The organism is Ruegeria sp. CDSB013 (genome assembly GCF_059611165.1).
In genome coordinates this window covers 525,077-547,853 of record NZ_JBXWPA010000001.1, presented here as the reverse complement: position 1 = coordinate 547,853, position 22,777 = coordinate 525,077, and the positions used below count along the sequence as shown (strand labels likewise).

20 protein-coding genes are annotated in these 22,777 nt (G+C 56.6%); 4 read left to right on the top strand and 16 right to left on the bottom strand.

What is annotated here, in order from left to right; translation table 11 throughout:
- Positions 1 to 200: 200 nt before the first annotated feature.
- The 6 genes from AC2FJF_RS02725 to purC form a co-directional block, all read right to left on the bottom strand.
- Positions 201 to 1,535 (bottom strand): sigma-54-dependent transcriptional regulator, encoded by a 1,335-nt coding sequence (locus AC2FJF_RS02725; protein WP_496722971.1) that lies wholly within the window; start codon positions 1,533 to 1,535, stop codon positions 201 to 203.
- Positions 1,536 to 1,547: 12 nt separating this feature from the next.
- Positions 1,548 to 3,326, bottom strand: a complete 1,779-nt coding sequence (locus tag AC2FJF_RS02720; protein ID WP_496722698.1) for a sensor histidine kinase — start codon at positions 3,324 to 3,326, stop codon at positions 1,548 to 1,550.
- 36 nt (positions 3,327 to 3,362) lie between these two features.
- Positions 3,363 to 4,031 carry a phosphoribosylformylglycinamidine synthase subunit PurQ gene (purQ, locus tag AC2FJF_RS02715; RefSeq protein WP_496722696.1) on the bottom strand — a complete coding sequence of 223 codons (669 nt, stop codon included), beginning with the start codon at positions 4,029 to 4,031 and terminating at the stop codon, positions 3,363 to 3,365.
- Between the two features lie 23 nt (positions 4,032 to 4,054).
- Positions 4,055 to 4,285, bottom strand: coding sequence for a phosphoribosylformylglycinamidine synthase subunit PurS (purS, locus tag AC2FJF_RS02710; RefSeq protein ID WP_109311572.1), 231 nt, complete (start codon positions 4,283 to 4,285; stop codon positions 4,055 to 4,057).
- A gap of 118 nt (positions 4,286 to 4,403) precedes the next feature.
- Complete coding sequence (locus tag AC2FJF_RS02705) at positions 4,404 to 5,072, bottom strand: MarC family protein (protein ID WP_496722693.1); 669 nt, start codon at positions 5,070 to 5,072, stop codon at positions 4,404 to 4,406.
- A 138-nt stretch (positions 5,073 to 5,210) separates the two neighbouring features.
- Positions 5,211 to 5,966, bottom strand: a complete 756-nt coding sequence (gene purC, locus AC2FJF_RS02700; protein WP_058271542.1) for a phosphoribosylaminoimidazolesuccinocarboxamide synthase — start codon at positions 5,964 to 5,966, stop codon at positions 5,211 to 5,213.
- A gap of 187 nt (positions 5,967 to 6,153) precedes the next feature.
- Here purC and AC2FJF_RS02695 point away from each other — a divergent pair, with 187 nt between their 5' ends.
- Positions 6,154 to 6,471 (top strand): DUF1476 domain-containing protein, encoded by a 318-nt coding sequence (locus AC2FJF_RS02695; protein WP_058277863.1) that lies wholly within the window; start codon positions 6,154 to 6,156, stop codon positions 6,469 to 6,471.
- 116 nt (positions 6,472 to 6,587) lie between these two features.
- Entirely contained in the window at positions 6,588 to 7,604 is a 1,017-nt protein-coding gene (bmt, locus tag AC2FJF_RS02690) for a betaine--homocysteine S-methyltransferase (protein WP_058271540.1), read from the top strand.
- 5 nt (positions 7,605 to 7,609) lie between these two features.
- Here the strand turns inward: bmt and AC2FJF_RS02685 are convergent, their stop codons facing one another.
- From AC2FJF_RS02685 to AC2FJF_RS02640, 10 genes are all read right to left on the bottom strand, one after another.
- Complete coding sequence (locus AC2FJF_RS02685) at positions 7,610 to 8,386, bottom strand: enoyl-CoA hydratase-related protein (protein ID WP_496722690.1); 777 nt, start codon at positions 8,384 to 8,386, stop codon at positions 7,610 to 7,612.
- Between the two features lie 75 nt (positions 8,387 to 8,461).
- Positions 8,462 to 8,917, bottom strand: a complete 456-nt coding sequence (locus AC2FJF_RS02680; RefSeq protein WP_058271538.1) for a cytochrome c-type biogenesis protein — start codon at positions 8,915 to 8,917, stop codon at positions 8,462 to 8,464.
- The gene (locus AC2FJF_RS02675) at positions 8,914 to 10,878 is read right to left on the bottom strand and encodes a heme lyase CcmF/NrfE family subunit (RefSeq protein ID WP_496722969.1); all 1,965 of its coding nucleotides are present in this window, start codon (positions 10,876 to 10,878) and stop codon (positions 8,914 to 8,916) included. The genes AC2FJF_RS02680 and AC2FJF_RS02675 overlap by 4 nt, the downstream gene beginning before the upstream one ends.
- Positions 10,879 to 10,952: 74 nt before the next feature.
- Entirely contained in the window at positions 10,953 to 11,531 is a 579-nt protein-coding gene (locus tag AC2FJF_RS02670; RefSeq protein WP_496722688.1) for a holin family protein, read from the bottom strand.
- Entirely contained in the window at positions 11,522 to 12,133 is a 612-nt protein-coding gene (locus AC2FJF_RS02665; protein WP_496722686.1) for a holin-associated N-acetylmuramidase, read from the bottom strand. Before AC2FJF_RS02665 ends, AC2FJF_RS02670 begins: the two co-directional genes overlap by 10 nt.
- 123 nt (positions 12,134 to 12,256) lie before the next feature.
- A complete protein-coding gene (gene ccmE, locus AC2FJF_RS02660) occupies positions 12,257 to 12,703 on the bottom strand; it encodes a cytochrome c maturation protein CcmE (protein ID WP_496722684.1) in 447 nt (148 codons plus the stop codon).
- 7 nt (positions 12,704 to 12,710) lie between these two features.
- Positions 12,711 to 13,739, bottom strand: a complete 1,029-nt coding sequence (gene argC / locus AC2FJF_RS02655; RefSeq protein WP_496722682.1) for an N-acetyl-gamma-glutamyl-phosphate reductase — start codon at positions 13,737 to 13,739, stop codon at positions 12,711 to 12,713.
- A gap of 94 nt (positions 13,740 to 13,833) precedes the next feature.
- Entirely contained in the window at positions 13,834 to 14,643 is an 810-nt protein-coding gene (gene murI, locus AC2FJF_RS02650) for a glutamate racemase (RefSeq protein ID WP_496722680.1), read from the bottom strand.
- Between the two features lie 8 nt (positions 14,644 to 14,651).
- Positions 14,652 to 15,530 carry a lysophospholipid acyltransferase family protein gene (locus tag AC2FJF_RS02645; protein WP_496722677.1) on the bottom strand — a complete coding sequence of 293 codons (879 nt, stop codon included), beginning with the start codon at positions 15,528 to 15,530 and terminating at the stop codon, positions 14,652 to 14,654.
- 80 nt (positions 15,531 to 15,610) lie between these two features.
- Positions 15,611 to 19,030: an indolepyruvate ferredoxin oxidoreductase family protein gene (locus AC2FJF_RS02640; protein WP_496722675.1), complete on the bottom strand. Its 3,420-nt coding sequence runs from the start codon at positions 19,028 to 19,030 to the stop codon at positions 15,611 to 15,613.
- Between the two features lie 171 nt (positions 19,031 to 19,201).
- Here AC2FJF_RS02640 and AC2FJF_RS02635 point away from each other — a divergent pair, with 171 nt between their 5' ends.
- Together AC2FJF_RS02635 and AC2FJF_RS02630 are read left to right on the top strand one after the other, a co-directional pair.
- Positions 19,202 to 20,107 (top strand): LysR family transcriptional regulator, encoded by a 906-nt coding sequence (locus AC2FJF_RS02635; protein ID WP_058271530.1) that lies wholly within the window; start codon positions 19,202 to 19,204, stop codon positions 20,105 to 20,107.
- Between the two features lie 277 nt (positions 20,108 to 20,384).
- Positions 20,385 to 22,631 (top strand): mechanosensitive ion channel family protein, encoded by a 2,247-nt coding sequence (locus AC2FJF_RS02630; protein WP_496722673.1) that lies wholly within the window; start codon positions 20,385 to 20,387, stop codon positions 22,629 to 22,631.
- The last annotated feature ends 146 nt before the right edge of the window (positions 22,632 to 22,777 follow it).

The following is a 22,777-nucleotide window of genomic DNA, read 5'->3' as shown; positions in this document are numbered from 1 at the left end:
GCGAAACTCAAAGATTCGGGACTTTGGGGCGCAAATGAGCCCTGCCCGTCCAGATACAATAAAAGCAGTCCTGTGGAAAACACAATGGGCAAACTGCGAGAAGAACAACACAAAGCCCCGGGATCACTTCATCTGGCCAAAAATATCCCGGGGGTGATTTGAACCGCAGGCTCAAAAGGGGGCTGGCCCCCCTCTCTTTCTTACAAATAGTCCGAGCGCTGCAGCCCGTATTTCGCCATCTTCTCGTTCAAGGTCCGACGTGGCAAACAAAGTTCGTCCATCACAGATGCAATCGAACCCTTGTGGCGCCGCATCGTGTTGTCGATCAGCATCCGCTCGAACGCCTCGACATATTCCTTGAGCGGCTTGCCTTCAGTCGTCATCACGGGCTGCATTTCTTCATGATCGGACATCAACAGCGACGCTATCGTTCCGGAACCGCGCCGTGATTGCAAAACGGCCCGTTCCGCAATGTTGATCAATTGCCGCACATTGCCCGGCCACGGCGCTTGCAAAAGCTGAGCCGCTTCCTGTGCACTTACCTGTGGCGCGTCACAGCCATATTCTTCCGAGAACTGCTCACTCAGCCGGGTGAACAGCGTCAGGATATCCTCGCCACGCTGACGCAAAGGCGGCATGGTGATCCGCAATGCAGCAAGACGATAGAACAGGTCCGGGCGCAGAACGTCTTCGCTGGTCTTGCCTGCTTCTTGCAGGTTCGAAATTGCGATGATCCGGGTTTCGGCCGGCGTTCCTTGATCGTTCATCACGCTCAGTAACCGGGCCTGCAGCGTATCGCTCAACGCCTCTACGTCTTCCAGCACAAGTGTACCGCCTCGCGCCTCTTCGATCGCTGGCAATTGCGCGTCTTCCGGCATCATCGGGCCAAACAGGCGTTTTGACAGCGCCTCCTCCTCAAGCGCGGCACAGGACACCAGAACGAACTTCTTGCCAGCACGGCTGCCAACCGCGTGCAAAGCGTGGGCCACAAGTGTCTTACCAGTGCCGGTCTCACCGTCGATCAGCACATGGCCATCGGCCTGCCCCAGATCTAGGATATCCTCACGAAGGCGCTCCATAACCGGGCTGGCGCCGATCAACTTGTTCATGATTTGGGTTCCGCCCGACAGCTCGCGCCGCAAGGCACGGTTGTCCAAGGTCAGTCGGCGCGCATTGCTGGCGCGTTTGGCCAGTTCCGACATGCGATCAGGGTTAAAGGGCTTTTCTAGGAAATCAAACGCCCCAACGCGCATCGCTTCTACCGCCATCGGCACATCGCCATGACCGGTGATCATGATGACCGGCAACGTACTGTCGGCGCCCATAAGCTTTTTCAGGAGCTGAATGCCGTCCATGCCGGGCATTTTGATATCCGAGATCACGATACCCGGATATTCCGGTCCCAACACTTTCAGCGCGTCCTCGGCGCTGGCGAAGGTTTCCGTGTCATATCCCGACAGTGCCAGCCATTGGCTGATCGACTGGCGCATGTCCTGTTCGTCATCCACAATGGCGATCTTCATGGCCTGTGCCATAGTCATTCCTCGTTATTCCGCGGCCTCTAGGCCGTCGCTTCCCAGTATCGGCAACTGCATCTCGAACACGGCCCCGCCTTGTGGGCTGTTTCGTGCAGTCAGCCTTCCGCCATGGTCGTTCACGATCCCGGAAGAGATGGCAAGCCCCAGACCGACCCCGTCGCCGGGCTGTTTCGTAGTATAGAACGGTTCGAACAGATTTTCGATGTTCTCGATTCCATAGCCGTTATCGCGCACTGTCAGCACCGCTGTATCGCCCGCTGCCAGTATGATTTCGATATCCGGTTCGGATACTGATTTGGTGGCGTCCAGCGCATTACGCAAGAGGTTCACCATCACCTGCTCGATCCGCATCCGATCGCCCATAACTGACACCGGTTCGTCCGGCAGTATCTGGGTGATCTTGACGTGACGCTGGCGCAGTTGCGGCTCCATCATGGACAGCGACGATGCCAGCGCTTCACTAAGATTTACTGGGGAAAACGTATCCGCACCCTTACGCGCGTAGGATTTGAGCTGGCGGGTAATCGCCCCCATCCTTTCGATCAGACCATCGATCCGACCAAAGCTTGCCAACGCCTCCTCAGGCCGGTTCCGACGCAGCAAAAGACGTGCGCCAGCCAGGTAGGTCTTCATTGCAGCCAGGGGTTGATTTAGCTCGTGACTCACGGCCGCCGACATCTCACCCAAAGCGGCCAGTTTCGAGCTTTGCGCCAGCGTCTGTTCGGCAACTTCCAGTGTTTTTTCAACCCTTTCCCGCTCAGCAATTTCCCGCTTTAGCCTTGAGTTCAATGCGCGAAGCTCTGCCGACTCGCGCTGGAACAACGCCATGCGGAACGTGGCTCGACGGCTAAGCGCATAGAAGGCCAGTGCCAGAAGAATCGCAAAACCCATGATCTCGAGCGCGATAACGCTGTTAACCTTTTCCCGAATCGACTCGTAAGTGGTGAACGACGTCATTTTCCATCCCCGGAACGGGATGCGCGTTTCCATCCGCATCACCGCCTCACCCTGCAGATAGGCGTCTGGCGGCAACGCGGTCCAGTCGGTTGTGGCGCGTATTGCCCGCTGAATGGCACCTTGCGCCGGCTGGCGAAGCAACGCGGCGTTTTCTTCAAGCCCCCGCCATTGCGGTTCAGTCGACAGAATGATCGTTCCGGTACTGTCAGTCACCATTACAGCGTCGGAAATACCTGCCCAGGCGCGTTCGAATTTCTGCAGATCGACCTCGACCACGATGACGCCCAGAACGTCGGCATTGGCTTCCATTCGTCTTGAATAGACAAAGCTGTAGCCGCCCGATTCCTTTTCAATAACGGTGAAGATCGTCGAATTCGCCCGCACTGCATCAATGAAATACGGCGAACTCCGGTGTGGTTCTCCCAAGCGAGCACGATCAGTGGCCGCAACAGTTCGCCCGTCCCCGTCAAGCAACATCAGCGAGGCCGCGCCAATCTCTTCGACAAACGAAATCAAACGCTGGGTGGAAAGGGAATAGTCACTGGACTGCAGCGCGGAAATCAACGTCGGGTCGCGTGCTAAAAGCTGCGGAACAATTGCGTTTCGGCGCAGTTCGCTCAGCAAGTTGCCGGAATACAACGCCAGCCGCACTTCGGCCCGGTTTCGTGTTGATTCAGTAAACCGGTCCGTCAGAAGACGGTTGGTTACATAAACCGTGGTGAACGTTGCGATCAAAAGAATGATAATCGCCAAGCGCAGCCGCCAACCCAATGGCGCACCACGAAACGGTTTTGTCAGAAAGGACCAGCCAGAGCGAACTTCGGTACTCATCCCAGAAAGTTACGCGGGCTGGATCATAACCTCAAGTCACGCTGGGGCAAGAACACCAGACAATGCGCGGAACAATGCCGTTCCGTCCGTTCCACCATGGCCGTCATCCGCCGCACGTTCAGGGTGTGGCATCATTCCCAGCACCCGGCGATTTTCAGACAGAATACCGGCGATATCCCCGACCGAGCCGTTCGGATTCTCGGTATAGGTGAACGCGACCCGATCCTGATCCTGCAGTTTGGCCAGTGTGGCGTCATCCGCAAAATAGTTACCGTCATGGTGCGCGATTGGAATACCGATCACATCGCCCGCATTGTAACCTTCGGTGAACGCGCTGTCGCTGGTTTCCACCTTCAGACCGACCGTGCGGCAAATGTATTTCAAACCGGCATTGCGCAGCAAAGCGCCCGGCAGGATGCCGGTTTCAGTCAATATCTGAAACCCGTTGCAGACACCAATGGCATAACCGCCACGTTTGGTATGTTCGACCACGGCTTTGCAGATCGGTGACTGCGCAGCAATGGCGCCGCAGCGCAGGTAATCGCCGTAGGAAAAGCCACCCGGAACGCCGACGATATCCACACCTTCAGGCAGCGCGGCGTCCTTGTGCCAGACCATATCGACCTCAAAACCTGCCTGTTCGAAAGCGACGGCAAGATCCCGGTCACAGTTTGAGCCTGGGAATACGATGACAGCTGCGCGCATGGCGGGGCCTCCGGGGATAAGGTTCAGACCAGTTCGATTTCGTAGCGTTCGATGACCGTGTTGGCCAACAGCTTTTCGCACATCTCGGTGATGTCCGCCTCGGTCGCGCCTTCGGCCAGCTCAAGGTCGATCACCTTGCCCTGCCGCACGCCTTCGACCTGATCAAAGCCCATGGCACCCAATGCGTGACGCACCGCCTCACCCTGCGGGTCGAGGACCCCGTTTTTGAGCATCACATGCACACGTGCTTTCATTCTCGCAACTCCAGCTGAGGGCCGATATTGTCGGCCCGTTCCGTTGCGCGGGGGATAACGTGCTGAAAGGCGTTCGACAACCCTTCTTGAAGTGGGCAGATGACCGCACTTATGCCCGCTACCCGCCACCCCCGGAAATCAGACCAGGATAGTGCGCGTCAATTGCATTGAACGTGCCTGTCAAAACCATCTCGATTGCGACCGCCACAAGTATGAGAGCCATGACACGCGTGATGACATTAATCATCGTCATCCCCAATAAGCGCGAGATCGGATCGGCGAACAACAAGCCTAAGCCAACGATCAAACAAGCGATTACGATTGCCGTGCCAAGCGTCACCACTTCGGCACCATCGCTAAGCGTATGAGAGTAGACGATTGTTATCGCAATAGTGCCGGGCCCAATAGTCAACGGAATTGCAAGCGGTACAACGGCGATGTTTTCTTTTTTCTTATGCCCCTCCTCCACAGCTTGCTGATCCCCTTGTGGCCTGTCCGACGCGTTCAGCATCGACATACCAATACCGAAGATGATCAGACCCCCGGCAATACGGAACGAGGGTATGTCGATCCCGAACACAGCCAGGATCTCTTCTCCGATCACAACCGCTATCAGACCGATTATAATCACCGTACCCGTCACGATAAACGCTACCCGCCGGCGTTCGGGGGCCGAATACCCTTTCGTCATGCTAAGAAAAATCGGGATGCCGTAGAGCGGGTTGAAAATCGCCAGAAGGGCTGCAAGGAACTTTAGAAAAACTGCCTGATCAAACAATTCGGCCATGTATAGCGCCACCCTCGTTTTCCTATTTGCCCGACAATGCCGGACAACCAGTAACCCTGTCAAACCGCTAGATACAAAGAAAAAAGCACCGCTTTGGGTAAAGCAGTGCTTTTAACAAAATGCTGTTCGCCCCTGTGATCAGTTGATCAGCGTAGGCTTAGCGACGTTACTTTTCGGCAAAACGCCCAGCCGGCGTGCGACTTCGGAATAGGCGTCCGTCAGACTGCCCAGATCGCGGCGGAATACGTCTTTGTCCAATTTTTGACCGGTTTCGATATCCCATAGACGGCAACTGTCGGGGCTGATTTCATCGGCCACGATCAAACGCTGGAAATCCCCGTCGTAAACGCGGCCAATCTCGATCTTGAAATCGACCAGACGAATGCCGACAGCCAGCATCATGCCGCTCATAAAGTCATTGACGCGCAGCGCGAGGCTCAGGATATCGTCCATGTCCTGTTGGCTGGCCCAGCCAAAGGCAGCGATGTGTTCCTCAGTAACCAGCGGATCACCCAACGCGTCGTCTTTATAGCAATATTCGACAATCGGGCGCGGCAGTTGCGTACCTTCGGCAATGCCCAAACGTTTCGACATTGTTCCCGCGGCATAGTTGCGAACGATAATTTCAAGCGGAACAATCTCGCAATTGCGCACCAATTGCTCGCGCATGTTCAGGCGACGGATGAAATGAGTCGGAACGCCAATCTGGTTGAGGCCGGTCATGAAGAACTCGCTCAGGCGGTTGTTCAGCACGCCCTTACCGTCAATGACATCTTTCTTCTCCGCATTGAACGCGGTGGCATCATCCTTGAAATACTGCACAATGGTGCCGGGTTCCGGGCCTTCATACAGAATTTTGGCCTTACCTTCGTAAATCTTTTTGCGACGCGCCATGAGCGACCTTTCCAGTCCGGGGCGAGGGAATGAGTCCCTTCGCGTTGGCGCTCTCATAGTCCAAGCCCCACTTTCCCGCAAGTTCAGCGGACCGAGAGGCTTTGACGCAGCGCAATTCCCTTGCACAGGCGCTCAGCTATAGTCATATCATCAATTAAGAAGATGTAAGCTATGAGGTCCGCAACCAATGACCACTTTTGACGAACGCGAAAACGCTTTTGAAGCAAAATTCGCTCATGACGAAGAAATGCAGTTCAAAGCACAGGCGCGCTGCAACAGATTGCTGGGCCTCTGGGCTGCAGAAAAGATGGGCAAGTCCGGCGAGGACGCCGAAGCCTATGCCAAAACCGTAGTAATCGCCGATTTCGAAGAGGCCGGGCACGAAGATGTCGTGCGCAAGGTTTCCGGTGATTTGGGCGCGCTGTCGTCCGATGAGGAAATCCGCGCAAAAATGGCCGAGCTTTTACCCCAAGCCAAAGCGCAGGTCCTGAGCGAAACCGAATAAAAAACACTCGGCTCATGATCTTCATGAGTTTTATGAATTTGATTTGATGCCCCGGTCATGAGACACGGGGCGTCTCTATTTTTAACGGCCCTATTCGGCTATTTGGGAATACCCCCATGACAAATGCGCTCAATAAACTTCTGGAAACAAATGATGCTTTGCTGGCCGATGGTGCCACAGGCACGAACTTGTTCAATATGGGCCTGCAATCAGGTGACGCGCCCGAGCTGTGGAATGTCGAAGCACCGGATAAAATCCGCGCTTTGTACCAAGGTTCGGTTGACGCCGGCAGCGACTTGTTTCTGACCAACACCTTCGGCGGCACATCCGCGCGCCTGAAATTGCACGACGCCCAGAACCGGGTTGGTGAGTTGAATCGGATCGGTGCCGAACTGGGCCGTGAAGTGGCGGACAAATCTGGTCGCACCGTTGTTGTCGCAGGCTCTGTTGGTCCGACCGGTGAGATCATGGAACCTATTGGCAGCCTGTCCCATGCCGGCGCTGTTGAGATGTTTCACGAGCAAGCCGAAGCGCTGAAAGAAGGTGGTGCGGACGTTCTATGGGTCGAAACCATCAGCGCACCAGAGGAATTCAAAGCAGCGGCGGAAGCTTTTGCGCTGGCCGACATGCCCTGGTGTGGCACCATGAGCTTTGATACTGCCGGACGCACCATGATGGGCGTAACCTCCGCAGATCTGGCTCAATTGGTCGAAACCCTGCCCAATCCGCCGATTGCATTCGGTGCCAACTGCGGCACGGGCGCGTCGGACATCCTGCGCACGGTTCTTGGATTTGCGGCTCAGGGAACCGAACGTCCAGTGATTTCCAAAGGCAACGCGGGTATCCCGAAATATGTCGATGGCCATATCCACTATGACGGCACGCCTGAATTGATGGGGCAGTACGCCGCGATGGCACGGGATGCGGGTGCCACGATCATCGGCGGGTGCTGTGGCACCATGCCAGATCACCTTCGCAAAATGCGCGAGGCACTGGATACAACCAGCCGCGGCACGCGCCCGACGCTGGATCAGATCACGGATGCTTTAGGCCCGTTCTCATCAGCTTCGGACGGTACCGGAGACGATGCGGCAGTGCCTGAACGGCGCAATCGCCGCCGCCGCCGCGCTTAAATCTTTCAGCGCCCCTCGAATTTCGGGGGGCGTTTTTCCATGAAGGCAACTACCCCTTCGGCAAAGTCGCGCGAACGGCCACAGTCGCCCTGCAAATGCGCCTCCATCTCCAGTTGCCGCGGCAGAGTGTTGTCGTAAGTTCCGCGGATTGCCTGTTTGATCGCGCCAAACGCGGTGGTCGGTCCGTTTGCCAGATAGGCAGCTCGCTTGCGCCAATGCGCGTCGAAATCGTCGTCAGCCACCGCTTCCCAGATCATGCCCCATTCATCCGCTTGTCTGGCGCTGATCTTGTCGGCGAACAAAGCCGCCCCCATGGCCTTGGCGAACCCCATCTGGCGTGGCAGGAACCACGTGCCGCCCGCATCCGGCATCAAGCCGATACGGGAAAACGCCTGCAGGAAATACGCGCTTTCAGTCGCAATCACCACATCGGCGCTGAGCGCAATGTTCGCCCCGGCCCCGGCAGCTGGTCCGTTGACGGCTGCGATGGTTGGGACCGGACAGTTGTAGATGGATTCCAGCATGGGATCGTATTCGTCGCGCAGTGTGCGTTCCAGATCAATCCGGCCAGTGCTGGAAGAATCGCCCAGGTCCTGACCCGAGCAGAATGCGCCCCCTGCCCCTGTCAGCACGATTGCCCGCGCATGCCGGGCCGCATGCGTCATCGCATGGGTGACCTCGGCCCGCATCTGTGCGGTCAGCGCGTTCATCTTGTCGGGCCGGTTCAGGGTTACCACTGCCAGATTGTCAGTGATTTCCAGCAGTATAGCCTCATAGTCCATGTAGTCCTCTCCCCATGCTCACGGCATTAGGGAACCCTGACTCAATTCAAGACGAAGGGAAAGAAATACGGTGGGTCAGTCGTCAAGAATCTGGCGCAGGCGTTCTTTCTCAGCTTCGCTGAGGCCGTCCTTGACTTCAGTGCCCACCGCCTGAGATCGGTTGCGTAAAAAACTCCAGCCTATCACGGCGGCGATCAACAGCATGATCGGACCGGCCAGCCAAAGCATCAGGTTCGCCCCCGTAACCGTAGGCTTTAACAGAACGTATTCACCGTAACGATCCACGATAAAATCGACCGCTTCTTCATCTGTATCGCCCGCGACCAGTCGTTCGCGCAACAACAAACGCAGATCGCGGGCAAGTTCGGCATTGCTTTCGTCGATGCTTTCGTTGCGGCAAACGAGACAGCGCAGACCGGTGCTCAGGTCACGCGCGCGTTGCTCCAGGACCGGGTCCTCCAGTACCTCGTCTGGCTGCACCGCAAACAAGGGCGATGCGATCAGGGCGAAAATCAGGATCAGACGCTTCATTCCGCCGGTACTCCGCCCGAGGGTGCTTTGCGCGCACCCGCTGCCACCCGGAACCTGCGGTCCGTCAGGCTAAGAAGCCCGCCCAATGCCATCAGGATACATCCGCCCCAGATCCAGTTGGCCAGAGGTTTGATGTAAGTCCGCATGACCCAACCACCATCGGCCTGCTGGTCCCCTATCACGACATAGAGGTCGCCCCAAAAGCGGTAGTCGATCGCCGCCTCGGTGGTAGGCATCCGGGCAACGGGGTAATTGCGTTTCTCGGGATGCAGCGTGCCCATAGACCGCCCGTTCTTTTCAACCTGAACATCCGCAGTGGTTGAGAAATAGTTCGGTCCCTTAACTTCGCGGACGTTTCCAAGCGTCAGTGTGAACTGCCCTACTTCAAACGGCTGACCGGGCTGCGCAACGCGGATATCTTCAACTTCCCACGCGGTCAGACCGGCAATGGCAAAGATAGTCACGCCAAGCCCGGTATGAGCCACCGCTTTACCCCAGTCCGCGCCCGGCAAGCGGAACAGACGTTGGATGCTGCCCTTGCGACCGGTACGGCTCCACAAGTCAACGGCCGCACCTAAGGTGATCCAGGCCCCCAGAAACAGACCGATTGGCCCAAGGGCGCTGCGTCCGGTCTGCATAACCCAAACCAACAGGGCCAATGCGACCGACAAGATGAACACATAGCGCAGGGAATAGGCCGTCTTTCCCAATTTGCCCCGCTTCCATGGCAACATGGACCCTATTGGCAATGCGATACCCAAGGCGACCATAAAGGGAGTAAAGGCCGCATTGAAGAATGGCGCCCCGACCGAGAGCTTACGGTCGAACGCCATCTCGGCCACCATCGGCCACATCGTTCCGAAAAACACCACGAAACAGCTGACGGCCAGCAGAATGTTGTTTAGAATCAGCGCGCTTTCTCGGCTGACCACGCTGAACACACCCTTTGCCTCCATCGCTTGCGCGCGGGCCGCGAACAGGGTCAGTGCCCCACCGATGAAGAGCACCAGAATGATCAGGATAAAGACGCCGCGTTCCGGGTCATTTGCAAAGGCATGCACAGATGTCAGCAAGCCCGACCGCACGATGAATGTCCCGATCAGCGAAAAGCCAAATGCGATGATGGCCAACAGGATGGTCCAGCTTTTCAACGCTTCGCGTTTTTCAACCACGATGGCGGAATGCAACAGAGCAGCGGCCAAAAGCCATGGCATGAACGAGGCGTTTTCCACCGGGTCCCAAAACCAGAAACCGCCCCAACCCAGTTCGTAATAGGCCCACCATGATCCCAGAGCGATGCCAATGGTCAAGAATATCCACGCGGCCAGGGTCCAAGGACGCACCCAGCGGCCCCATGCGGCATCAACGCGCCCTTCGATCAGGGCGGCGACGGCAAAGCTGAAGGCCATGCTAAGCCCCACATAACCCAGATACAGGAACGGCGGATGGAAGGCCAAGCCGGGATCCTGCAACAACGGGTTTAGGTCGCGACCGTCAAACGGGGCGACGATCAGCCGATCAAAGGGGTTCGAGGTAAACAGGATGAACGCAAGAAACGCCACCGCAATCATCGATTGAACCGACAGAACCCGAGCTTTCAATGTCGGTGGCAAGCCACCCCCAAAAAAAGCAGCCATCGCTCCGAACAATGACACGATAAGAACCCACAACAGCATCGAGCCCTCGTGGTTTCCCCATGTCCCGCTGATCTTGTACAGCATCGGCTTGGCCGAATGGCTGTTCTCGACGACCACACGCAGGGAAAAGTCCGAAGTCACGAACGCCCAGACCAAGGCTCCGAACGAGAAAGAAACCAGCAAGAACTGGACGATTGCGGCGGGTTCCGCGACCCCCATCCAGCCGACCCAGCGTTTGGCTGCGCCGATCAAGGGAACGATCGACTGCACGATTGCGACGAGGAAGGCGAGGATCAGGGCGAAATGGCCAAGTTCTGTAATCATGCCCCAGATATAATCCTGTTGCGTGACCAGCACCAATCACTTTCGCCCCCTTGCCGCGAACATAGTGTCGCGGGTCAGCCGGTCCTTTTGCGCCGCCATGTCTCTAACGCAAGGTTTTCGTCAGGTTTTATTACGGCTGCTGTCAGTGCCGCGTCGGGGCCGGATTTGGCCACGCCCACGCCGTCGCTACGCATCTCAGCCAGCGCCTTTAGGCTTTCAAGCACCTGCGGAGTGCGCATCATTGTGGCCGAAATTTCGCGTTGCAATTCTTGCACCTTGGCCTGATGCCGCGCGCCGAAATAGAAGGACACGATCACCCCCAGCAACCACCACAACGGCTCGGGTACCAGGGCGATCCCCTGCATACGCGCCGAAAACCAGATCGGATCGACCATCGCCGCCACAAAAAGACCAAGCGTTCCCAGTGCCATCGCGGGCCTGGGCAGGCGGTTAAGACCGTCGATAAACCGATCAAACGGAGTTTTTCCAGAGCCCTGAAATTCTGCCCCGAACTGACTGACAGCCTGCTGTCGAATCTGCAAACTCCTCTCGGCGCCGCTTTCTGCATTTTCCCGAAAGACCTCGGCGGTTTCTCGTATGATGTTGCGCTCGTTTCCAAACAGAAAAGCCAAAATACCCGAGATCAATCCCATCGTGAAACCCTCTTTTGAAACTCTGTGTCCGTCAGGTGATAGGAGGGTGAAACAAACTCTTCCGCCCGCCGGATCCAGCCTCCTTTACCGCCCGCCCTACTGCGCGCGAATTTCCGGGACGCGGGCCTTCGATCCGCAAGACGGAAGTAATAGTTGCGGCGTGCAACCCCATAGGCATCTGCAAAGGTAACCGGGTCAGACTTGGCCGCGCTTCGGCATGCCCGAGCTGTCTGTGGCCCGACAACCCCGTCCACCACCACGTCGAAACCCATTTCGCGCAACAATCGCTGCAGAATGCGGACTGCCTGCGCACCAGCATTGACATACATGTCGAACACCGAGGGCTGGACAATCTCGGGCAACAGTCTCAGGCGCGGAAGCTCAAAATAATGTCGGACGAAAATATCAATGGCCTGCGCTTTGCTGAGCCTTCGAACATCCGTCCGGTCCACCACTCCATCACCGGACAAATCCAGACCCAGACGCCGCATGGTATGAACGGTCACACCATAGTTTGTCGCGCCGCCCGGATCATCCCGGTCATCTACGAACCCACCCTCACGCCCCACGATCTCAGTCGCAATTTGCCGAACCGTCTGCATCGCACCCTCCGCCTGTGATTGCGTAAAGGCTCGGGCAAATTAGTTAACCCGTGGCAATGAAAAAGGGCGCTGTGTGCCATGTGCACGCAACGCCCCTGTTTGAAGTTAGGTATCAGGCCCGGATCAGCCTCCGTCGACCTCTTTATAGACACCCTGTTCCTTCAGGGCATCGACGACCTCTTTCGGCATATAGGTTTCATCGTGTTTGGCAAGAATTTCAGTGGCTTCGAAAACGCCGTTTACGTAAGATCCGGTGCCGATCATCCCCTGATTCTCCGAGAACAGGTCCGGCAGAACTCCGGTGAATGCCACTGGAACGCTTTCGCCGCCATCGGTTACAACAAATCGCACTGTCTCTCCCTGCCCACGCACAATCGAGCCCTCTTCGACCAGTCCGCCAATCCGAAACACTGCGGTCGGCTTCGGGGGCTCGGCGATCACCTCGCTGGGCGAACGGAAGAAATTGATGCCATCCCGCATGGCATACCCAATCAACGCCGTCGACAGCGCCAATGCGACAGCGGCCAAAACAATGACCTGAATACGACGACGTTTCTTGAGCGTTTTCATACCGTCCTCACGGGAACAAGGGGGCCATCATCAGGCCCCGAGTTTCATCCTCACCTAACATTAGGTTGGCGTTCTGCAAGGCTTGCCCGCTGCTACCTTTTGTCAGGTTATCCAATGCTCCGATCACGATGGCCCGGCGTTCGATCCGGTCGGCGACCACGCCGATATGGCAGAAGTTCGATCCCCGCACATGGTGGGTCGAAGGCGCCTCACCAAAAGGCAGCATCTGGATAAAGGGTTCGTCTTCATAAGCCTTGGCCAATGTCTGATACACGCTGGCCGGATCGCCCTTGACGTATGTTGTCGCCAGAATACCGCGGTTGGCCGGGATCAGATGTGGCGTAAACTGAACGTGCACTGTGCGCCCGGCGAGCGCCGAGAATTCCTGATCGAACTCACCCAAATGGCGGTGCGTGCCGCCAATAGCGTAGGCGTTGTATCCTTCGCTCAACTCTGCATGCAGCAAGTTTTCCTTAAGCGACCGCCCTGCCCCTGACACCGCACATTTCAGGTCCAAAACAATGTCATCCAGATCAATGACGCCGGTCGAAATCAGCGGGCGCAGTACGTACTGACCAGTCGCCGCATTGCAGCCGGTTCCGGCTACGAGACGCGCATTGCGGATCTCATCCCGATAGAACTCGGTCAGGCCATAGACGGCCTCTTCCTGTTGCTCCAAGGCCGTATGAGGGTTCCCGTACCACTTTTCGTATTCGTCCGGATCACGCAGCCGGAAATCAGCGGACAGGTCCACGATTTTAAGTGTCTTGGGCAGGTCGCGAATGACCTCCTGGCTGGTTTTGTGCGGAAGGGCACAGAAACAAAGGTCGACTTTCGAGAAATCGATTTCGGAGATTTTGCACAAATCCGGCAAGTCCATGTGCCGCAGATGCGGAAAGACCTGCGCCATCGACTGACCAGCCTTACGCTCAGCGGCCAGCGCGACGATGTCCATATTCGGGTGCTCGGCGATCAGCCGCACCAGTTCAGCGCCGGTATAACCAGATGCGCCCAAAATTGCGATTCTATGGGTCATGTGAGACCTCTTGTTTCAGTGTGTCACAGGATACGATCGCCGGTGTGACGATCGTTGAACTACGGGATCAAACTGGCTGCGTCCTTGACCTAAGTCACGCGGCCTCAAAGGTGATATGTCGTCGGAGGAATTGCGTCGCCCTGTCGCTGACAAACGCGGGCTTGCCGGTGGTCAGAAAACCACCGTCGCCGTCACCCTGCATTCTCGGATGCCGTTGCAAGTAATCCGCTAGGCTTTCGGCGACCAAATCACCCTGACTGTACACCTGAACATCCGGCCCAAGAGCCCGCTGGAAGGTTTCGGCCATCAGCGGGTAATGCGTGCAACCCAGAATCGCCGCCTGCGGTTCGGGCATCTTGCGTTTCAGCGCATCCACATGCGACCGAACCAACGCTTCAGCGAGAATCATGTCACCGTCTTCGATGGCATCCACGACACCTCCACAGGCCTGCGCCTCTACATCGACACCGATGGCTCGAAACGCCAGTTCCCGCTGAAAGGCCCGACTGGACACTGTGGCAGGCGTCGCAAACAAGGCCACGTGCTTGACCGCAACCTCACGAGGCGGACTGTTATCGCCCCACTGCCGTTCCGTCAGCGCCTCAATAAGCGGAACAAACACGCCAAGCACGCGCTTGCCTTCGGGCACACCCTCTTCCTGCATCCGGCGCAATGCGGCCGCGCTGGCGGTATTGCAAGCCAGAATCACAAGATCACAACCACGGTTCCACAGATCGTTCACGGCTCTGCGTGTCAGGTCGTAAATGTTTTCAGCGTCCCGCACCCCATAGGGCGCGTGTGCGCTGTCCGCGAAATATAGAAAATCCACGTCGGGCAGACGTTTCTGCGCGGCGTTCAGGACGGTCAGACCGCCCAATCCGGAATCAAAGATGCCTACTGCCATTTGCCCCTTTAGGCGCGATGCCGTTCCTCAAATTCATAGCCGTAGTCATAAGACTTCAGCGGCTTCGGGGACAGCTCATACGTGGCTTTGCGCAAGAAATCCATCATCTTGCGCTTGTCGGTGGCTAAAGGGTCCAAAACGTCGCGGGAAATCGGGCTACCGATGACCACTTTAACCGGCGTATCGACGCGCTTTTTGAACTCTTTGATCAGCAACCCCATGCGCAAAGTGTTGTGCAGATGGCTGGCAATCTGGAAGAGGCGCGAGGTGTGACCGTCAAAGAAAACGGGCACTACGGTAGCCTCGGATTTGGCCACCATCCTTGCAGTAAACCCACGCCACCCCGGATCCATCGGATGTGAGAACGGCTTTACGCCCGTGCTCACCGTGCCACCCGGAAATATCCCAATGGCACCGCCATCACCCAGATAGTTCAGCGCGGTTTTCCGGGTTTCAATATTCTGCTTCATCGCCTCTTTCGTTTCTTCAAACGATATAGGCAAGACAATGTTGTCCAAGTCTTCGGCCTTGCGAAACACGTGGTTCGCCAGAATTCGAAAATCTCCGCGCGTTTCGGACAAGATATGCCCCATCATCATCCCGTCCAGAATACCATATGGATGGTTGGCAATCAGGATCAGTGGCCCGGTTTTGGGAATGTTGGACAAAGACCCGCTGACCACGTCCAGCGAAAGCCCGTACCTCTCAACCATGACCGACCAGAAATCACGCCCGTCGGCCACTTCTTTTTCATACCCGTCTGCACGCTTAATCAGGCGCATGCGACCCGTTGTGTTCTCCATCAACTTAATAACCATACGCCCGCCTTTGGTTTCGGCGGAATAGGCATAAGAGATGTCACGAGCAACGTGGCGGCGCGAGGGCATTTCGAACTCCGATACTTGGCACCTGCTAGATAGTACCAAGTAACATTTTTGCCTAGCTATCGTGACAGGCTTGTGACGGATTATTCGGCCGCCGCTTGCATTTCTGGACCGCCATTTCGAATGGTCGCCAACAGTTCTTCGCGCCTTTTTGCGGCCTTAGCCTCGTTTTCAAGTAGAACCGGGCCAAAACCCTTGATCTCTAGTGGCAACTTGGCCAAAGCAACAACCGCATCCTTGGTTTGTGGTGTAACCAAGGGCGTTATCTCTTTGAGATCATGTTCATATTGCCGGATCAAGGCGCGCTCCATCCGTCTCTCGGTGCTGTAGCCAAAGATATCCCATGGAGTACCACGCAGGCCTTTCAACCTGGAAAGCAACTTCAACGGACCCAACATCCACTCTCCGAATGCCCGCTTGCATGGCCGGCCTTCTGCATCCTTCCCACCCAATATCGGTGGCGCAAGGTGCAGGGTCATCTTGAAGTCGCCGTCAAACTCGGCCTCTGCCTGTTCGCGACTGCGAAGCAACAGACGCGCAACTTCGTATTCATCCTTGTAAGACAATAGCTTATGATACCCTCTTGCGACGGCCTCTTTGACGGTTTCATCCTCGAAGCTATCGACAAGCTGACGATAACGCTTTGCCAGACGGGCGCCTTGGTAGTCGGTCAGGTGCTGCGCACGGAATTCAATCAGCTGTTCCAGAGTTTTTGGCAGCTCGGTCACCTGAGGGTTCAAAATCGCGGTGACATCTTCCGGATGCAGAACGGCCCAACGGCCAATATCAAAGGCGCGTTTGTTGCGCTCAACCGCGGTCCCGTTCAACTCGATCGCCTGTAACATCGCTTCATGGCTGATCGGTAACAAACCACGCTGCCAGGCCGCTCCCAAGACCATCATGTTGGAGTAAATCGAGTCGCCCATCACCGCGCGTGCCAGATCGGTGGCGTCGAACAGCGACAGACCCTCTTTCAACCGCGCCTGCAGCGCAAGCTCTAGTCGATCGCCGGGGATTTGGAAGTTGGAGTCGCGGGTAAAGTCGCCCGTGACGGTTTCATGGCTGTTTACCACGGCACCAGTTTGTCCGGTGCGAGTCAGTCCAAGCGTTTTGGCCCCAGCGGACACAACAAGGTCGCCCCCAATCAGCGCATGTGCCTCGCCCGTGGCCACACGAATGGCACTGATGTCCTCGGGCCGGTTGGCCAGACGGCAATGTATGTGCACCGCGCCGCCTTTTTGGGCCAGACCCGCCATCTCCATCATCCCGGCGCCCTTGCCGTCGATCTGAGCTGCTTGCGCCATCACAGCGCCCAGAGTGACCACGCCAGTCCCGCCAATGCCAGTAATGACAACGTTATGTGTACCGTTGATCGTCGGCAGAACGGGCATCGGCAAGTCCGGCAAATCGATCTCGGTCGTGGCCTCTTTGCGGATCTTGGCCCCTTCCAATGTCACGAAAGACGGGCAAAACCCTTTCAGGCAAGAGAAATCCTTGTTGCAGCTGGACTGGTCGATAGCGCGCTTGCGCCCCAACTCGGTCTCTTTCGGAACGATCGAGACGCAGTTCGACTGAACCCCGCAATCGCCGCACCCCTCACAGATGTCCGAGTTGATGAACACGCGCTTGTCTGGATCCGGGAACGTACCCCGCTTGCGTCGGCGACGCTTTTCTGCCGCACAGGTCTGAACGTAGACGATGACCGAAACGCCTTCGATCTCGCGGAATTTCTTCTGCACGTTCATTAGTTCGGCGCGCTCAAAGGTTTCCACGCCGGACGGCATCGCCCTGAAGTTCACATCTTCTTTTTCGTCGTAAACCACAGCCACATGCCGAACGCCCATCGCCTTGACCTCGGCCACGATCCGCTCTGCGCTCAGATCACCTTCGTTATCCTGTCCGCCCGTCATGGCGACGGCATCATTGAACAGGATTTTGAAGGTGATGTTGGTGCCTGCCGACAGCGCCGCTCGGATCGATTGAACGCCCGAGTGGTTGTATGTCCCGTCGCCCAGGTTCTGAAACACGTGATTGGTCGTCGAGAACGGCGCTTCGCCGATCCAGTTTGCACCTTCTCCGCCCATCTGGGTGAACCCGGTGGTTTCCCGATCCATCCACTGCACCATGTAGTGACAGCCGATCCCTGCATAGGCCCGGCTGCCGTCGGGCAGTTTGGTCGAACTGTTATGTGGGCAGCCTGAACAGAAATACGGCAAACGCGTTGCAATCTCTTCTGCATTATCCGCCCGGCGCGCCTCGGAAAGCTTGGCCATCCCGGCGCGCACCCCGTCTGTGTCGCGCCCTTCCTCGATCAGGATATCGCCCAGTTTTTCGGCGATCATGATCGGGTCCAGTGCGCCACGTGTCGGGAACAGCTCTTCCCGATGCAAGGTCCCGGCTCCGCCCTTGTACCAACCGTAAACACGGCGTCCGCGGCGATCATCAAATATGGCCTCTTTAACCTGAACCTCGATCAGCTTTCGTTTTTCTTCAACGATTACAATCAGGTCCAAACCCTCGGCCCAGTCATGGAAGCCTGCCATATCCAGCGGGAATGTCTGACCAATCTTGTAAGTCGTAATGCCCAGGCGCTCGGCCTCGGCCTCATCGATATTCAGCAGTGACATGGCGTGCGTCAGGTCCAGCCAGTTCTTGCCGGCCGCAACAAACCCAATTTTCGCACCCGGCTTGCCCCAGACACGCTTGTCCATCTTGTTCGCACGCGAGAACGTCTCGGCCGCGAACCGCTTATAGTCGATGACCCGCGCTTCCTGTAGGTGCGGTGTATCACCCAACCGAATGTTCAAACCACCTTCAGGCATGTCGAATTCGGGAACCACCACATTCATGCGATCCGGGCTGCCATCCACGACCGAAGTAACCTCGATCGTGTCTTTCATCGTCTTCAGGCCGACCCAGACGCCTGCAAACCGGCTGAGTGCGAACCCGTAGATGCCATAGTCTAAGATTTCCTGCACACCAGCGGGACTGACCACAGGCATATACATGTCGACCAACGACCACTCGGATTGATGCAATACGGTCGAGCTTTCGCCGGTATGGTCATCGCCCATCGCCATCAGAACGCCGCCATGTTTGGCGGTTCCGGCCATGTTCGCGTGGCGCATCACGTCGCCGGAACGGTCCACACCCGGCCCCTTGCCGTACCAAAGACCAAAAACGCCGTCGAACTTGCCGTCGCCGCGCAACCCGGCCTGTTGGCTGCCCCATAGTGCCGTGGCGGCCAGATCTTCGTTCAGCCCGAACTGAAAGGTCACATCGCTTTCAGCGAGTTGCTTCTGGGCCCGCATCATCTGTTGATCTACAGCCCCAAGGGGCGAGCCGCGATATCCGGTCACAAGACCCGCGGTATTCAGGCCCGCCTCATTGTCCCGTGCCTTCTGCATCAGCATAAGACGCACCAGCGCCTGTGTGCCGTTCAAAAGAACGGGGTTTTTCTCAAGATCGAACCGGTCGTTTAGCGATATTTGTGGCTGACTCATCAGACGCCTCCCCTCGTCAGATCAGTGTGCTTCATTCATACGCATTTTAGGTCAAAAAAGCTGACCTGTATAGGACCTACCAGTCTGTTATTGTAACGTTTCAACAGTTTGAATGTAGAACTTGTTACCTATTTCATATAGGGCTTCGGAAGGATAACGAAAGTTGCGGTGATGGATTGGGACAAGTTAAGGATATTTCACGCGGTTGCAGATGCCGGCAGCCTGACACATGCGGGGGACAAGCTGAATCTGTCCCAATCCGCGGTCAGTCGGCAGATCCGCGCGCTTGAAGAGTCGCTTGATTCGACGCTTTTTCACCGCCACGCCCGCGGCCTGATTCTAACCGAACAGGGAGAGCTGCTGTTCGACGCGACATCGGCCATGTCAAAACGTCTGGATGCGGCCGCCGCCCGCATTCGCGACAGCGAAGAAGAAGTGTTCGGAGTTCTGCGCGTTACCACTACGTTTGGCTTTGGCACACTCTGGCTAGCACCACGCCTTCCGAAACTATACGAGCAATACCCCGATCTGAACATCGACCTGATGCTGGAGGAGCGTGTCTTGGACCTGCCGATGCGCGAGGCCGATGTCGCCATCCGCATGAAAGAACCCAGCCAAGCCGATCTGGTTCGAAAACGCCTGATGACCGTGCAAATGCAGCTTTATGCTACGCCGGAATACCTGGAAGAACGCGGCAGCCCGGAAAGTCCCGAAGACATCTCGAAACACAGGTTGATCTGCCAGACACCCTCGGCCCCTCAGGTCGGCGCAAGCGCGATGATGGTTCGGCACCTGATGACCTACAATCCGACCTCGCTGTTGACGGTGAACAACTATTTCGGTGTTTTGCAGGGTGTTTTGCACAACCTCGGCATCGGTGTGTTGCCGGATTACGTGACCCATGACTTTCCGCATCTGCAGTCGATCCTGTCGGATATCGAAACCGCCGATGTCCCGGTTTATCTCGCCTATCCCGAGGAACTGCGCCATTCTAAACGCGTCGCGGCGTTCCGCGACTTTGTTCAGGATGAAATCATTGCGCAGCGCAAGCAGTTGAAGCAGATGGGAAAACTGTAGCTATGCACCAGTAGCATAGCGGCAATGATCTGCGATCAGTCTATAAAACCTTGATAGTACACAAACCGCCCCCTAAATGAGCAATCGAAGGCGGTGATGCTGTAACGCTCATCATCTTCACCTCCCTGTTGGACTACGGCCGAGCTTAGTGCTCGGCCTTTTTTTTGCCCGCAACACTAAATTCATATCTGAAATGGGTGAAACATCTGGGAAAATCCTGCACTTAAGCCTATGATCACGAAAAAATCATCAAGACTTATGGTCGAGGACAGATTCGATGTTTCACCTCACTCGCCTGTTAATGGCGTTCTTCTCCATTGCGCTATTATCTGGGCCAGCACTTGCCCAGGTCACTAGTACCCCTAGTGCACCGACTACCGTCACAATTCCCGAGGATCTGACGCCCGAACAAGTCGATGACATGGTCGCACGTATGTCCGACGACCAGGTCCGCGCGATCTTGCTGGAGCGTCTGGACGCAGTTGCGGAAAAAAACGCCGCCGAAGCGGAAGAGCGCGAAGACCCAATCACGGAAATCAATGAGATCTGGGCCGAAATGGTGGCGTCGTGGACTCAGGTTATCGTCACGGTCCCGAACATCTTCAGTGCGCAAGCCGACGCTTTCAAAAACTTTTCGGCAACCTTTGGCACTACCGGCGCGTTTACCCTGTTGGGCCTGATCCTCAGCGTACTTGTCGTCGGCTTCCTCGCGGAAAAGCTGTTCGAATTCCTTACTCGGCGGTGGCACGAACATGCTGAAGTCGGGGACGAAAATGACCTTTGGGGCGCCGTCAGGTACCTGTTTCGCCGTTTTTGCCGCGAGATCGCAGGATTGGTCGTGTTCTATGTCGTCATCCGCGCGGTCGGGCGTGGGCTTCTGACTCCGGAACAAATCACCTACGCGGCACCTTTCGTTTTTTACCTGATCTGGATTCCGCGCTTGGGCGCAGCGGCCTCGCGGTTCGTACTTGCACCAAGCAAACCACACTACCGGCTGGTAAACATTGATGATCACTGGGCGAAATACCTACACCGCAACCTGATCGGTCTGCTTATTTTGGTCGGTTTCACGCTGTTCCTGCTTCATTTCAACAGGCTGAACGGCATTACCGGCGGCGAAACACGCATTGGTTTCTGGCTGAACGCAGCGATCCATATCTATATCGGCGTCATCGCCTGGACCGCGCGCGAAGGCCTGTCTCAGATGATGTTGGGTACCGACCCTGATCACTCCAAATTTGATGAGGAAGTCGCCCACTACTACCCCTACTTCGCAATCGGCGTGTCGGCGGTAATCTGGCTGCTGGTCGAGTTTATCGTAGCGCAACGCAATCCTTCGTCCTTGGCGCTGCTGGTCAAGGGGGCGCATTTCACCACCATGGCATGGCTGCTGATCGCACCTGCGTTGGATACGCTGATACGTGGGCTGGTTCGCCATCTGCAACCACCGATGCTCGGCGAAGGACCGGTGGCCGAGCGCGCATACAAGTCCACTAAACGCAGCTATATCCGGATTGGTCGGGTTTTGGCCGGCATTCTTGTCATCCTGATGATTGCCCGGGCATGGGATCTCGACCTCAGTGAAATCGCGGGTGGTGGGGATGAATCCGGTAGCAAGGTCATCCAGTTCTTCATCATCATTGCTGTTGGCTACATCCTGAACGAGGTCGTTTCGCTTTGGATCAACCGTCGGCTTGCGAAAGAGCAAACTGCGGTTGAACAAAGTGCCGATCAAGAAGCGGGCGAAGGCGGCGGTTCCGGTGGATCACGTCTGGCGACGGTTCTGCCCCTGCTACGTGTGACCGCTCAGGTCGCGATTGCGGTGATCTTTGTCCTGCTCGCGCTTGGCGCGCTGGGTCTGGATATCACGCCGCTGCTTGCTGGTGCCGGTATTCTTGGCCTGGCTATCGGCTTTGGTGCGCAAAAGCTGGTTTCGGACATTGTCGGCGGGATCTTCTTCCTGATCGACGATGCGTTCCGGGTTGGTGAATATGTCGATATCGGCGGCACCATGGGAACGGTCGAAAAGATCTCGATCCGCTCCATGCAACTGCGCCACCACCGCGGTCTGGTTCACACCATCCCCTATGGAGAGATTCAGAAGATCACCAACTTCAGTCGCGACTGGGTCATCATGAAGCTGAAATTTACCGTGCCCTTCGATACAGACCCGAACAAGGTGAAGAAGATCTTCAAGAAGATCGGTGCCGAGATGATGGAGGATGAAGTTCACAAGGACGGCTTCCTGCAGCCCTTCAAATCTCAGGGCGTGTTCGACTTTGACGATGTCGGCATGATCATCCGCGGTAAATTCATGGCGAAACCAGGCAAGCAGTTCACCCTGCGCAAAGAGATCTTCAACCGGGTCAAGGCCGCCTTCAAGGAAAACGGCATCGACTTTGCCCGTCGCGAAGTTCGCGTCGCTATTCCGGGGCTGGATGACGCCGAAAATCTGACCGAGGAGCAAAAGGCAGCCGTTGGCGCTGCGGCTGCAGATGCGTCCAAGGCGCAAAACCCGGCCTAGCGGCATCAGTTCAGCCGCTGATTGGACAGTGACTGACACCCGCATTCTCAAAACAACAGACGGAACCGGCCCAATCGCCGGTTCCGTTTTTTATTGTCATAATTGGCCTGCGCTGACTTGACCCTTTCCACAGACGGCACCTTGCC

Coding starts and splice junctions, on each gene's coding strand:
- AC2FJF_RS02725 (WP_496722971.1), bottom strand. CDS start 1,535: ATGGCACAGGCCATGAAGATCGCCATTGTGGATGACGAACAGGACATG.
- AC2FJF_RS02720 (WP_496722698.1), bottom strand. CDS start 3,326: ATGAGTACCGAAGTTCGCTCTGGCTGGTCCTTTCTGACAAAACCGTTT.
- purQ (WP_496722696.1), bottom strand. CDS start 4,031: ATGCGCGCAGCTGTCATCGTATTCCCAGGCTCAAACTGTGACCGGGAT.
- purS (WP_109311572.1), bottom strand. CDS start 4,285: ATGAAAGCACGTGTGCATGTGATGCTCAAAAACGGGGTCCTCGACCCG.
- AC2FJF_RS02705 (WP_496722693.1), bottom strand. CDS start 5,072: ATGGCCGAATTGTTTGATCAGGCAGTTTTTCTAAAGTTCCTTGCAGCC.
- purC (WP_058271542.1), bottom strand. CDS start 5,966: ATGGCGCGTCGCAAAAAGATTTACGAAGGTAAGGCCAAAATTCTGTAT.
- AC2FJF_RS02695 (WP_058277863.1), top strand. CDS start 6,154: ATGACCACTTTTGACGAACGCGAAAACGCTTTTGAAGCAAAATTCGCT.
- bmt (WP_058271540.1), top strand. CDS start 6,588: ATGACAAATGCGCTCAATAAACTTCTGGAAACAAATGATGCTTTGCTG.
- AC2FJF_RS02685 (WP_496722690.1), bottom strand. CDS start 8,386: ATGGACTATGAGGCTATACTGCTGGAAATCACTGACAATCTGGCAGTG.
- AC2FJF_RS02680 (WP_058271538.1), bottom strand. CDS start 8,917: ATGAAGCGTCTGATCCTGATTTTCGCCCTGATCGCATCGCCCTTGTTT.
- AC2FJF_RS02675 (WP_496722969.1), bottom strand. CDS start 10,878: ATGATTACAGAACTTGGCCATTTCGCCCTGATCCTCGCCTTCCTCGTC.
- AC2FJF_RS02670 (WP_496722688.1), bottom strand. CDS start 11,531: ATGGGATTGATCTCGGGTATTTTGGCTTTTCTGTTTGGAAACGAGCGC.
- AC2FJF_RS02665 (WP_496722686.1), bottom strand. CDS start 12,133: ATGCAGACGGTTCGGCAAATTGCGACTGAGATCGTGGGGCGTGAGGGT.
- ccmE (WP_496722684.1), bottom strand. CDS start 12,703: ATGAAAACGCTCAAGAAACGTCGTCGTATTCAGGTCATTGTTTTGGCC.
- argC (WP_496722682.1), bottom strand. CDS start 13,739: ATGACCCATAGAATCGCAATTTTGGGCGCATCTGGTTATACCGGCGCT.
- murI (WP_496722680.1), bottom strand. CDS start 14,643: ATGGCAGTAGGCATCTTTGATTCCGGATTGGGCGGTCTGACCGTCCTG.
- AC2FJF_RS02645 (WP_496722677.1), bottom strand. CDS start 15,530: ATGCCCTCGCGCCGCCACGTTGCTCGTGACATCTCTTATGCCTATTCC.
- AC2FJF_RS02640 (WP_496722675.1), bottom strand. CDS start 19,030: ATGAGTCAGCCACAAATATCGCTAAACGACCGGTTCGATCTTGAGAAA.
- AC2FJF_RS02635 (WP_058271530.1), top strand. CDS start 19,202: ATGGATTGGGACAAGTTAAGGATATTTCACGCGGTTGCAGATGCCGGC.
- AC2FJF_RS02630 (WP_496722673.1), top strand. CDS start 20,385: ATGTTTCACCTCACTCGCCTGTTAATGGCGTTCTTCTCCATTGCGCTA.